Source organism: uncultured Turicibacter sp., from assembly GCF_938044715.1.
Lineage (GTDB): Bacteria > Bacillota_I > Bacilli_A > MOL361 > Turicibacteraceae > Turicibacter > Turicibacter sanguinis.
The window spans coordinates 14,451-27,489 of the sequence record NZ_CALIOS010000016.1 but is presented as its reverse complement, the minus strand read 5'-3'; the positions used below and the strand labels follow the sequence as shown (position 1 = coordinate 27,489).

Annotated in this window: 8 protein-coding genes; 6 read left to right on the top strand and 2 right to left on the bottom strand. The window is 35.5% G+C overall.

The annotated features are described in order from the left end of the window. The first annotated feature begins 30 nt into the window (after positions 1 to 30). The 3 genes from QWC74_RS01600 to QWC74_RS01590 all read left to right on the top strand — a co-directional run bounded on the left by QWC74_RS01600 (position 31) and on the right by QWC74_RS01590 (position 3,288). On the top strand, positions 31 to 1,383 hold the full coding sequence (locus QWC74_RS01600) for an extracellular solute-binding protein (RefSeq protein ID WP_006785606.1): 1,353 nt from the start codon (positions 31 to 33) through the stop codon (positions 1,381 to 1,383). Positions 1,384 to 1,490: 107 nt separating this feature from the next. Then, a complete protein-coding gene (locus QWC74_RS01595) occupies positions 1,491 to 2,408 on the top strand; it encodes a carbohydrate ABC transporter permease (RefSeq protein WP_155230754.1) in 918 nt (305 codons plus the stop codon). Between the two features lie 19 nt (positions 2,409 to 2,427). After that, positions 2,428 to 3,288: a carbohydrate ABC transporter permease gene (locus tag QWC74_RS01590; RefSeq protein WP_009606441.1), complete on the top strand. Its 861-nt coding sequence runs from the start codon at positions 2,428 to 2,430 to the stop codon at positions 3,286 to 3,288. A gap of 79 nt (positions 3,289 to 3,367) precedes the next feature. On the opposite strand, the gene QWC74_RS01585 is transcribed toward QWC74_RS01590, so the two are convergent. Beyond that, positions 3,368 to 4,759: an MATE family efflux transporter gene (locus QWC74_RS01585; protein WP_006785609.1), complete on the bottom strand. Its 1,392-nt coding sequence runs from the start codon at positions 4,757 to 4,759 to the stop codon at positions 3,368 to 3,370. Between the two features lie 195 nt (positions 4,760 to 4,954). Here QWC74_RS01585 and QWC74_RS01580 point away from each other — a divergent pair, with 195 nt between their 5' ends. From QWC74_RS01580 to QWC74_RS01570, 3 genes are all read left to right on the top strand, one after another. Further along, positions 4,955 to 5,710, top strand: a complete 756-nt coding sequence (locus QWC74_RS01580; RefSeq protein WP_288993848.1) for an SGNH/GDSL hydrolase family protein — start codon at positions 4,955 to 4,957, stop codon at positions 5,708 to 5,710. A 304-nt stretch (positions 5,711 to 6,014) separates the two neighbouring features. Continuing rightward, positions 6,015 to 8,726, top strand: a complete 2,712-nt coding sequence (locus tag QWC74_RS01575; protein ID WP_155222936.1) for a calcium-translocating P-type ATPase, PMCA-type — start codon at positions 6,015 to 6,017, stop codon at positions 8,724 to 8,726. A gap of 175 nt (positions 8,727 to 8,901) precedes the next feature. Further along, positions 8,902 to 10,917 carry an amylo-alpha-1,6-glucosidase gene (locus tag QWC74_RS01570; RefSeq protein ID WP_055164754.1) on the top strand — a complete coding sequence of 672 codons (2,016 nt, stop codon included), beginning with the start codon at positions 8,902 to 8,904 and terminating at the stop codon, positions 10,915 to 10,917. A gap of 58 nt (positions 10,918 to 10,975) precedes the next feature. Here QWC74_RS01570 and QWC74_RS01565 read toward each other — a convergent pair whose 3' ends face one another. Then, positions 10,976 to 12,928 carry an aryl-sulfate sulfotransferase gene (locus QWC74_RS01565; protein WP_155222937.1) on the bottom strand — a complete coding sequence of 651 codons (1,953 nt, stop codon included), beginning with the start codon at positions 12,926 to 12,928 and terminating at the stop codon, positions 10,976 to 10,978. Positions 12,929 to 13,039 lie beyond the last annotated feature (111 nt).

Here is a 13,039-nt window from a genome sequence, read left to right as displayed (position 1 = left end):
TAACAATAGATACCTATAGGGGGAATAGTCATGTTAAAGAAACGATTTTTATCGATGGTAACGTTATTAGCGCTTGGGACGCTAACCGTTGCTTGTGCACCAAAACTTGAACAACCAACGACAGATACATCAAATACCTCAACCGAGAGTACAAAACCAGAAACCTCGACCGAAACACCTAAAAATGAGGTAACAACCATTACGTTTTGGAATTTTCCAAACTTTGCAACCATTGATGACACCGTAGGAAAATACGAAGAAGAAATGATTGCAGCTTTTGAAGCTAAAAATCCAGACATTAAAGTCAATTTAGAAATCATTTCATTTAATGATGGACCAGCGAAAATTAATACAGCGATTGAAACCAATACTGCACCAGATGTTGTCTATGATGCACCAGGTCGTATTATTACTTGGGGAAATAACGGTGTTTTAGCCCCATTAAATGACATGTTTACAGAGGAGTTTAAAAATGATTTAGATCCAATGCTTTTAGATGCTGTACAAGGTCAAGATGATAATTATTATATGTATCCAATTAATACATCACCTTTTATGATGGCATTTAATAAAACGATGCTTGAAGAACTTGGGTTACTTGAGTTGTTACCATTAGATAATGAAACACGTGCCTGGACGGTTGCAGAGTATGAAACATTATTATCAGCATTAAAAGATGCTGGAAAAATTCCAGCGATTTTCTATGCAAAAAGTTCAGCGGGGGATCAAGGAACTCGTGCCTTCATTTCTAATCTTTATAACTCATGGATTACAAATGATGATTTAACAGCTTACCGTATCAATGATGAAGGTGGAGTTAAAGCCTTACAGTGGACGGTAGATGCGATTAAAAACGGATATTTAGTAAATGGTAGTGCGATGACATCAAGTGATGCGATTGACGAATTCGTAGCTGGACGTGCAGCAAGCACCATTTTATTCTCACCAGGATTACTAAATAACAATAAAGAGAAAATGGATTTTGAAGTCGTATTCGTTCCTTATCCAAATGAAAGTGGAGAACCCTCACTTGAATACTTAATTGGTGGTCCTTGTGTATTTAATAGTGGAGACAGTGCACGTATCGAGGCCGCAAAACGTTTTGTTGATTTCATGGCTAATGATGAAGAATGGGGTGTTAAAAATATTAAAGCGACTGGAACATTTGCCGCTCGAAAATCAATGACAGGATTATATGACGATGCAGAGTTACAGTACAATGCCTTAATGACGTCATATTACGGGACTTACTACAATACCATTAGTGGATATGATGAAATGAGAACTTTATGGTTCCCAGCTCTTCAAGACGCAATTAACGGTGGAGATGTTCAATCTGCTCTGGATCATTTCGCAGAACAGGCGAATACCACAATAAAATAAAAAAATGACGTAGCCTAAATTTAGGCTACGTCTAATTAAATCAAGAACGAGAGTTGTTCAAAAATAATAGGGGGGAAGTCATGGCGAGTATTAGTCAAAAACCACTTATGCCATCAGTCTCACAGACTAAAAATCAAAAACGTACCCTTTCACCTAAGATGCGTGAAACAATTGTTGGGTATTTGTTTTTATTACCGGCTTTAATCTTCTTTGGAATATTTGTTTTATTTCCAATTATTCAAGGCATTTATATTAGTTTTTATGATTATACGATGAGTACCTTCAATTTTATAGGGCTTCAAAACTACATCGACCTGATGTCAGATCAAGTGTTTACTAAATCACTTTGGAATACTGTTCTCTTAGTTATTGGAACGGTACCATTTATCATTGTATTTTCAATTTTTGTTTCAAATGCTATCTATGAACGCTCAGCCTTTACAAGATCATTTTTTAGGGGAGTCTTTTACTTACCAGTGGTCACAGGGATTGTAAGTGTTACGGTTGTTTGGCAATGGATTTTTCATCCTTTACATGGGATTTTGAATTATTTATTACAAAATATGGGGGTCATTGATAGTCCAATTTCATGGCTCGGAGATGCAAGATTTGCTTTAATTTCAGTGATGGTCGTTTTATTAACAACTTCTGTTGGACAGCCAATTATCTTGTATGTGGCATCACTTGGAAATATCCCGAAAGATTATAGTGAAGCAGCGCAGATTGATGGAGCAAATAATTGGCAGATTTTTAGACATATTAAATGGCCGCTATTAATGCCAACGACCTTATATATTGTCGTGATATCAACCATTAACTCTTTCCAATGTTTCTCTTTAATTCAACTTTTAACAGCTGGAGGACCAAACTATTCAACTTCAACCGTGATGTATCTTGTTTATGAACGCTCATTTGTTTTAAATAAATATGGGTATGCTTCGGCAATGGGAGTTATTTTAGCGATCGTCATTGGGGTGTTCTCAATCATCCAATACAAGTTCTTTGGGAAAGATGTTGAATATTAAGAGATAGGAGGGGATTAATTTGTCAACGAAACAAAATACTGAAAAGAAATTAAGTAAAAAGAAGAAAATAACGGTTGGATCAGTCATGACGCTCATCATTTTAACCTTGTTAGCCATCTTTTTTATCTTTCCATTTTATTGGATTATAACAGGAGCATTTAAGTTACAAGATGTAGCTGTGGCACTTCCACCCGAATGGTTTCCAACAAATCCAACACTTGATAACTGGGTCAAATTATTTAAAAATCCAGCAGGATCATGGTTCCTTAATAGTGTCTATCTTTCATTTTTTACGATGATTTTAGTTTGTGTGACATCTACTTTAGCTGGATATGTTCTGGGGAAAAAGAATTTTTATGGTTCTAAACTCATGTTTGCTATATTCATTGGAGCGATGGCACTTCCAAAACAAGTTATCTTAATTCCACTTGTTCGTATTGTCTCAGCTTGGGGATTTGGCGATACGCTAAGTGCTGTGATTTTACCAGCAGTGGGATGGCCATTTGGGATTTTTTTAATGAAACAATTTTCTCAAACCGTCCCAAATGAGTTATTAGAATCGGCGAAAATAGATGGATGTAGTGAATGGGGAATCTTCACCAAAATTGTATTACCGCTTGTTAAACCAGGGGTGGCGGCTTTAGCTATCTTTACCTTTATTTCATCTTGGAATGATTATTTCTTACAGTTAATTTTCTTAAATTCACGCTCTAATTTATCATTACCACTTGGGGTTGCAACAATGCAACAAGAATTCTCATCAAATTATGGCGTTATTATGGCAGGTGCTGCTTTAGCATCACTTCCAATGGTTATTATCTTTGTGTTCTTTCAAAAATACTTTACACAAGGAATTACAATGGGAGCTGTTAAAGGGTAAACAAAAAAAGACGTTTTGGAATGATCCAGACGTCTTTTTTTTTGTTTGCTAAAATCTGTTTATTGGTTTTCAAATGTTCTTAATCATCTACCATGTCTGTCAGATCATTTAATGGTTTATTAAACGTTTTATGATAGAAAATAATAAAGCACGTAAAAGTTGTTAGTGCTGCAATAATATCTGCAATTGGTTCGGCTAAGAATACAGCATCTAATGGTGAAATAAAAGAAGCAGTGGTTGCAGGTAAGATGAAAATGAGGGGAACTAATAAAATCATCTTACGAAGTAAGGCTAAAACAAGTGAAATTTTAGCTTGTCCAAGTGCTAAAAACGTTTGTTGACATGCTGATTGAGCCCCAAAGATAAAGATACCTGCAAAGAAAATACGGATGCTATGAGAGGTGATTTCAACCAACTCCGGCTTATCGTTAAAAATATTAACAAAAATGTGTGGTGCTAATTCTAAAGAGACACACATCACGGTTGTATAGACTAAACAAACCGTTAATAATAACTTGAATGTTTTTTTGACACGATCAAATTGATTGGCACCGAAATTATATGAAATAATCGGTTGTGCACCAGAAGCAAGCCCCATTAAGGGTAAGAAAATGATTTGATTGATACTACTAATAATGGTCATCGCACTGACTGCTAAATCGCCACCAAATCGTGATAGTTGATTATTTAAAGAAATTAAGACAAGACTTTCTGTTGCCTGCATAATAAATGGCGAAACACCGAGCGCTAAAATAGGGAGAATCACGTTCAATTCAGGTTTAAGGTAACGTTTTTGAATCTTTAAAATACTTTGCTTACCAAAAAGGAATTTTAAAACCCAAATAGCAGAAACAAATTGTGACGTAATGGTTGCAATCGCAGCCCCTTTAACGCCTAAGTTAAGACCGAAAATAAAGATAGGGTCTAGTACGATATTAAAAATAGCCCCGACTAAGACCGTTAGCATACCAATTTTAGCAAATCCTTGAGTATTAATAAATGGATTCATTCCAAGCGCGATTTGAACGAAAATGGTTCCTAGTAAATAAATGGTTAAATAATCATTCGCGTATCCTAATGTTTGAGGACTGGCCCCAAAAGCAAGAAGAATGGGTTCTTTAAAAATTAATAAAAGTGTCATTAATAAGACCGAAATAATCATTAGCGTCGATAAACTATTACTTATGATTTTCTCTGCGCCATCATGATCTTGTTTCCCCATTTTAATGGCCGCTAGTGGGGCACCTCCCATCCCGATGAGTGCACTAGTAGCAGAGATTAACATGATAATTGGAAATGCTACACCAACACCAGCCATTGCTAAATCTCCATCTTGAATACGTCCGATAAAAATTCGATCGACGATGTTATATAAAACATTAACTAATTGTGCTATGATAGCAGGTGTTGCAAGCTTTAATAATAATCGACCAATAGGATCTTTTCCTAAATCAGTAGATTGAGTTGACATCAAATCCCTCCAATAGTAGTTCTATTTTTATCCTCAACATATAATGATACTATACTTTAAATGGAGTGGGAACCTTAATTTTGTCGAAATATTTAAAATTTGAATAGGACTAAAATTAATGATTGATTAATAAATCATAGATGACATAGAATAAATTATAGGTAAAATCAGAAAAAATGAAAAAGGAGTTTAGCAATGAGTGGAAAGAAAAGATGGATGATTGGATTAGGTGGCGTATTTACACTTCTTGGAGGCTATACGATTTACAAATTTAGTCAACCTCCCAAAAATAGACCTAAGGACTATCAACGACAAGATAAAAATCGTCAATTAGTAGCATGTCTTGGAGACAGTAATACCCAAGGAACGATGGCGTATAATTTTGTTAATGAATTAGCAACCTCTATGGGGGAAGAAGGATATGACTTTATTAATGCAGGGGTAAATGGAGATTTAGTTTATAATGTTTTAAATCGATTAGATGAGGTTATCATCTGTGATCCTGACTATATCATTATATTAATCGGGACCAATGATATTTTAGCTCAGTTAAATAAACCTAATGAAATCAAATTTGAACTAAAAAAACATCTGCCTATGAAACCAAATGAAGCCTGGTTTATTTCTAATTTAACGGCGGTGATTTCTAAGCTTAAAGCCAATACTCGTGCTAAAATAGCCATCTTATCACTACCATTAATAAGTGAAGATACAGATTCGTTTGCATTTAAACAGGCGATAGAGTATAGTCAACAAATTCAAAAAATTGCTCAATTAGAGCAGATTACTTACCTTCCTTTGAATGAATGGCAATTAAAGTTTTTAGAAGAGAATCGTGAGTCGAAGCGTAAAAAGGTTAAAACATCCCCCTTTGCGTTTTTTATGCCTTCTTTTAAACATATCTCCGCATTGTATTCCTTCAGATTATCTATTTTAAACATTATGTATTAAGAAAATCTTGGGAAGAAATATCACAGGAAGCGGGACTTATTTTAACAGTCGATACGGTTCATCAAAATAAAATTGCGGCTTCTATGATTGAACAATTGATTCGCTCATTCTTAGAAACAGAAGAATAGATCAAAAAGATACCCATTTTGTGGTATCTTTTTTTATAAGAGGATATAGAAGGATTGAATCATTAAATCTTTTTATTTAAATTTTTAATAAATTTAATAAATTAGTTCTATAATCGAATTTCATTTCATAATCATTAATGAAAACAAAATGAAAGCAGGTGACGGTCATCAAACCTTTGGCGAAAGAAGCAAATCATAATCATCAACGTAACATTAATGTAAAAACAGGTTTAACAGAAGAACAAGTACTCGAACAACGAAAGCAGTATGGAACAAATGAATTTTCAAAGCCAAGCGAGCGAGGACTATTAAAAGAGTTTCTAGACATTTTTAAAGAGCCCTTAATGGTCATTTTATTTATTGCAAGTGGAATGAGCTTTTTAGTGGGAGAGTACAAAGACGGTGTTGGAATCTGCATGGCAGTTGTCCTAGGGATTCTAATTGGGAAGATTACAGAAGGTAAATCTAAAAAAGCAGCTGCAACACTTGAAAAAATGACAGATGATGTTGTGGTTAAGGTCATGAGATCTGGGAAAAAACAACAAATTCATAAATCAGAGGTTGTCCCGAACGATATCGTCTTTTTAGAAACAGGTGATTTAGTTCCGGCAGATGGAATCATTTTAGAAGCAGCTGAATTGAAACTTAGAGAGGATATGCTAACTGGGGAATCTGATCAGGTTTCAAAACAAAAAGATAGTATTGTTTATGGAGGGACCTTAGTAGGAAATGGTAATGGTCTAATGCTTGTCACCAAAATAGGTGATGAAACAGAAATGGGATCAATTGCAAAAGATTTAGATCAAACTGAACAAATGACGCCATTACAAATAAAATTAGGAATACTAGGTCAAAAAATATCATCCATATCGTCTGGTGTAGCTGGAATGTTATTTGTGTATATGATTATTCAGATTTTTAAAGATAGTCATATTCAAATTAATTTTTCTAGTTGGGATGCATTTGTCCATTCTTTACATGATATTTATATTGTATTTCCAAGTATTAAAACAGCTTTTATTGTTTGTGTGGGGTTAATTGTAGCAGCTGTTCCTGAAGGATTGCCAACGATGATCAATATCACATTAGCAATTACCATGAATCAAATGGCTAAGATTAATGTTCTCATTCGAAAAAAAGAAGCATGCGAAACAATCGGATCTGTCAGTGTGATTTGTAGCGATAAAACAGGAACATTAACTGAAAATAAAATGAAAGTTGGAAAGTTAGTCTTAGAAGGTCGTGAAGTTGACTTAGATTCAGCTAGTGAATATCCCTTACTAGTCAGAAGTTGTTTGCTAAATAGTAGTGCGGATGTTGAATTCAATGGGACGCATCATAACTATATTGGAAATCCAACAGAAGGTGCATTGATTTCAATGATTAATAATCCATCTTACTCTCGATTCCGAGAGGAAGCAAAAGTGGTGCGACAAATTCCATTTGCTTCAGTTAATAAATATATGTTAACTGCCATTGAAACTAAAGAAGGATATGAAGTTCTTTCTAAAGGAGCACCGGAAGTGATTTTAAATCAAAGTGCATATGAGTTAGTGAATGGACAAAAAAGAGTATTATCTAGTGCGCGAATCAAGGCGATTTCGGATTCAATCAAGACTTATCAATCGCAGGCTATGCGTGTCATTGCCTTTGCTTATTTGGAGACTCCATCTAAGGATCTTGTCATGAATACGGATCGTTGGAATCAAAAGTTAATTTTTTATGGATTTGTCGGAATTACAGATCCTCTACGAGCAGGTGTAAAAGAATCAATTGAAAGTGCAAGAGCTGCTCGTATTGAAACAAAGATTTTAACCGGAGATAATATCAACACGGCTGTTGCTATTGGAAATGAACTTGGAATTATCACAAAAGATAAGCGTGTTGTAGAAGCAAGTTATATTGATAGTTTAAGTGATGCCGAGCTTCGTAAAGAAATCAAAGATATTGCGATCGTTGCACGTTCAATGCCTAATACAAAGATGAGGATTGTTAGTGCTCTTCAAAAAAATGGAGAAGTCGTTGCGGTTACCGGAGATGGAATTAATGATGCACCGGCACTCACGAAAGCAGATGTAGGGATCGCAATGGGAATTGCAGGGACTGAAGTGAGTCGTAATGCGGCTGATATTATTTTAACAGATGATAGTTTTAATACGATTGTTGAAGCCATTAAGTGGGGGCGTGGAATCTATAATAACTTCCAACGGTATTTACAATTTACTCTAACGGTTAATGTGATTGCCTTTTTATTAACGATTATCAGTCAGTTGTTAGATCAACCCTTACCTTTTACAACGATTCATCTTCTTTGGGTGAATATTATTATGGATGGTCCACCAGCCTTAGCGCTTGGATTAGAGCCTATCCGTCAGACGGTCATGAGACGTAAGCCAACTTCGAAAAATGCGTCGATTATTAATCGTTTTATGGTTCAAACGATTATTGGTAATAGTATTTTTATGATTTTGGTGTTGCTTGCCCAGTTACAATTTAACTTCCTTGGTGCGGATGTGACCCATGTTACACGAGGAGCAAGTGAATCACAAACCGTTATTTTTAGTTTATTTGTAAGTTTAGTCTTATTTAATGCTCTGAATTGTCGTGAGTTTGGTCTTGTCAGTATCATTCCAAACTTCTGTAAAAATAAGACAGCCCTTAAAATTTTAGGTGCGACATTCGCTATCCAAATTTTAGTGACCCAATTAGCAAGTGGCTTCTTTAATACGGTGCCGTTAAGCTTTATAATGTGGATCAAAATTATTTTATTAGGATCAAGCGTTGTTTTATTTAGTGAGATAGTCAAATGTGTTTTACGTCTCATCAACTTAAAACGTAAGAAAAAACGTCAGGAGCAAAAAGTAATTCAGAATGTCACAGCATCTTAAAGATGTAAAAAAGAATCATTGAGTTTAGGACCCAATGATTCTTTTTTTTCATTCTTTAGTTATCGAAACGTTTCAAAAGGTTAACCGGTTTCAGAGGGTTTACTCTTCAAAAGAAAGGCTTAGTTATGATATACTTCCTTTGTAACCGCTTAAGTTGAGGTGAGGAGGAGTTAAAATGGAATTAACATATAAATTTGGACGTGGAAATTGGCGCACTATTGAAGAAGGTCAAGAACGCGAATGGTTAATGGGAAATGGGATCGGAGGATATAGTGGACAAACGATTGTCAACAGTGGTTTTCGTTCATTTCATGCCTATTTAGTCGCATCTTTAAATCCACCCGTTGAACGTTATGCAGTTTTTACACGTACCCAAGAACAAGTGATTTTAAATGGAAAAGAATACGATTTAACGGCACAAACGTACGTTAATGAAAATAAAAATGGGCAACATTATTTAAATCGTTTTACGTTTGATAGTGTTCCAACCTACTATTATCAAGTCGAAGATGTAGAGTTAAGCAAAACCATTGCGATGGAGTATGGACATAATACAGTTGCTGTTTGTTATGAAGTCAAAACAGGTGGGCAAAAAGCAACCCTAAATATTGTGCCATTATTTAATTTCCGTGGAGCAGGGGCGACATCTGAACGTCAGGAATTAAACTTTGAGATGAATTTAGCTGATCAAGTCTTAACATTAGTACCTGCAGGTTTTGAGGAAATGAGTATTAAATTCTTTGCCTCAAAGGGGACTTATATCGATCGAAAATTACGTCCAACGAGTATGGCAACGCCAAATTATTTAATTGAAGAAAATCATTACTATGAGTTTGATAATCGAAATGGAAGTCGAGGCCTCGATAATCATTATACGCCATATGATTTAGTGGTAGAGCTAGAGCCTCATACAACGACTAAGTTTTATTTGAAGTGTACGGTTGAAGAATTAGATGAACGAGATGGGTTTGAGATTGTGAAAAACTATCGTGAACGTGCGAATCAGTTAATGGATCAATCTGGATATGAGGATGCACTCGCGTTAAATTTAGTAAAAGCAGCTGACCATTTTGTGGTGAAACGTGAAAGTACAGGATTAAAAACCATTTTAGCTGGCTTCCCTTGGTTTACAGACTGGGGACGTGATACGATGATTGCATTTGAAGGGTTGACATTATGTACAAAACGTTTTGAAGAAGCACGAGAAATTTTGGAGTCATTCGTACGCTATTTAAAAGATGGTCTTGTTCCAAATGTCTTCCCGGATAAGGGAAGTGAGCCAGGATATAATACAGTCGATGCCTCTTTATGGTATATTCATGCGGTTTATCAATATTTAGCGTATACCGGGCAAGAATCAGATTACCATTTCGTTGAATCGGTATTATTTGAAAAAATGAAAGAAATTATTAAAGCGTATCGCGAAGGAACAGCATTCTCAATTGGAATGGATGAGGATGGATTGATTCATGCTGGAGATGGATTAGATCAGGTGACATGGATGGATGTTCGTGTGGGAGATTTCGTTGTGACACCACGCCATGGTAAACCAGTAGAAATTAATGCACTTTGGTATAATGCCTTATGCATTATGTCTGAATTATCGTTAAAATTTGGTCAAGTGAACAATGAGTATGAAGAATTAGCAGTGCGTGTCAAAGAGTCCTTTAACGCTCGTTTTTGGAATGAAGAAACACAGTGCTTAAATGATGTAGTGGATATCGATGATGCCAAGGTCAGACCAAATCAAATTTACGCGGTTTCATTACCGTTCACGATGTTAAGTGAAGAAAAGGAATTAAAGGTGGTAGAGAAAGTTTACCAAGAATTATATGCCACATATGGCTTACGATCTTTATCATTTAAAGACCCTGAATACAAAAGACAATATATCGGAAAACTCCTAACTCGTGATTGTGCGTATCACATGGGAACAACATGGGGATTTTTAATTGGAGGATTTATTTCGGCTTATTGTAAAGTGCACCGTCATGATAAAGCAGCTATTAGGAGTGCAAAAATGATGTGTGAAGTGTTTGAGGATCATTTACATGATGGTTGTATTAACGGAATCGCTGAAATATTTGATGGTGAGTTTGCAGCAACCAGTCGAGGATGTTTTACACAGGCTTGGAGTGTTGGGGAAGTATTAAGAGCTTACACCGTTGATGTTTTACCGTATTTAGATTAAGTATAAAAAAAGGAAAGTGAACGCGGCTTAATAGGGTTCACTTTCCTTTTTTATTATTTTAAAAGGTTACTTTTTGATTAATTTTATAAACGTTGCCATCAATTTGGATATATAGTTGATAGGTTCCTGATAAACCTTCGGCATTGATGTAGTTCGTAACGGATAGTAAATCACCGTCGTTAACGTCTGAAGCATTAAATAAGTCAATGCACATAGCAGAATAGCTTGTTTTTGAGACACGAATATCATAAACTCGTTGATCGCCAAGTTTTGATAAAATCAGTTTAACTTTTTGCCCTTCTTTGAATTGCGCGTTAAAAATTAAACGATCAGATTCTTGATTAAAGGTTAAATGATAATCATTGGCTGGTAATTCTTTTGCTTTCCATAAGCCGTTAATATCGAGTTTTAGGGTTGGGGTTTGTCCAAGGGTTCCAAGACGTGTTCCAGGCTCTAGATTATAGTTGAATCCTGATGAATAAAGCGACATTTTTTGTACGCGATAAAATTGGGTCGGGAAGTCAAGTGTTGTAATGACCTGATTTTTTAAAACTTCAACTGTTTTAGCTTCTAGTTTGGCTTCAGGGTTGAAATAGGCTGGTTGATTCATTGGCACTCCATTCACAGAACCCATTCCACCTGAATGAATGAGATAATGATTTTCTCCTAAATAATCAACTTCTGAAATATAAGGCGAGTAAAAACTTGAACCTAATTCTTTTCCATATTCATAAATTTGCTCGATTGTCATCTCATCTGTATTGAGTCGATAGATCACGCCACGAGAATAGTTGTCCTTGGCTTCAACATAATCGAGTGGATTTTTTGAACGATTATTTCCATTATCAAAAATAAAGAGGTCTCCGTTTGGTAACACTTTGGCAGAATGTTGTGACCACTGCCATTCAAAATTTTCACCGATTGGCGTAAAGAAATAACGTTGCATCTCTTCAGGCCAATTCGTGGAATCTCCAATAATCCAGTTTAAATCTCCTGTCTCATAGTCTATGCTGATGACAGCATCTTGATGGCGTCCAGATAAAATGATAGCATCTGTCAGATGATCATAATAAACGGAGTTGTTATGGAACCAATCGTGTTCGGTCCAATTTTCACTTTTTCCGGCGTCAGTCGGTAGAACAGAGGAAAGATCCCATTCTTTTATTACTTCACCGCTTTGACGATTGATTTCGATGACATAATCTTCAACAACAGTTTTAGAAGGGTTATTCCCAGCCACGATAAAGTTTCCGTTATCTAATTCATAAACATCATGATGATATCCGCCAGGAAAGACGTATTCATGATAAACTTTACCTAACAGGTCCATTTCCATTAATCCCGCCATATAATAAGGGGCATTTACGGTACGATTGGAACTTAAAATAAGATTTCCATTTTTTAATCGGTTAATCTCCCAGACATTAGCCGTCGTTAAGTACCAACGAACATCGCCATTTAAATCATACGCTGCTGTATAACCAGCACTAGCAGGGGTATAGAAAAATAAATCTGAAGTGGCCTGATTGGCATCATAAGTCACACTTGTAGGCAAAATAAAGTCATCTGGTAAGGGATCTGTCTGAATGTCAAGTGTAGTAGAACTTCCGTCAGATAACGTTAAAGTGACATGATTTAACGTATCAGGATAAAGCCCATAGATTGGTACTAAGTGATTGGTTGCTGCAGGGAGAGTTGTCTTAAATGTTGTGAATTCATCTTTTCCTTCAATCCTAACCTCAACAGCTTGAGATTGTGAGGTCGCAAAAGCTACAAGTGCTGTTAATGGTGAATTTTGATACGGATTAATCTTTATAAAAGGATTTTCAAACGTATAATTTCCAATTTCAATTTCTGTTTGTAAATCTTGATCGATTTGGTTTTGTTGCGTGATTAAATCAAGACTTTGTGGAACGGTTAACATCTGAGAAGAAGATTTTAGATTAATGTATAGCACACATCCAAGCAGGATAATTAAAAGGGTAGCAATGACTAGCCATATTTTTTTCATTGTGTTCTCCTTTCGGTCATTTGAACAGGTCTTGAAATGACATTTTTTTATGTAATGCTTTTATCATAAAATGACTGTAGATGAAAGTCAATAATAACCATTTATAACAGA

Excerpts from the sequence above, each read along its gene's own strand:
- QWC74_RS01600 (WP_006785606.1), top strand. The coding sequence starts at position 31 with ATGTTAAAGAAACGATTTTTATCGATGGTAACGTTATTAGCGCTTGGG.
- QWC74_RS01595 (WP_155230754.1), top strand. The coding sequence starts at position 1,491 with ATGCCATCAGTCTCACAGACTAAAAATCAAAAACGTACCCTTTCACCT.
- QWC74_RS01585 (WP_006785609.1), bottom strand. The coding sequence starts at position 4,759 with ATGTCAACTCAATCTACTGATTTAGGAAAAGATCCTATTGGTCGATTA.
- QWC74_RS01580 (WP_288993848.1), top strand. The coding sequence starts at position 4,955 with ATGAGTGGAAAGAAAAGATGGATGATTGGATTAGGTGGCGTATTTACA.
- QWC74_RS01570 (WP_055164754.1), top strand. The coding sequence starts at position 8,902 with ATGGAATTAACATATAAATTTGGACGTGGAAATTGGCGCACTATTGAA.
- QWC74_RS01565 (WP_155222937.1), bottom strand. The coding sequence starts at position 12,928 with ATGAAAAAAATATGGCTAGTCATTGCTACCCTTTTAATTATCCTGCTT.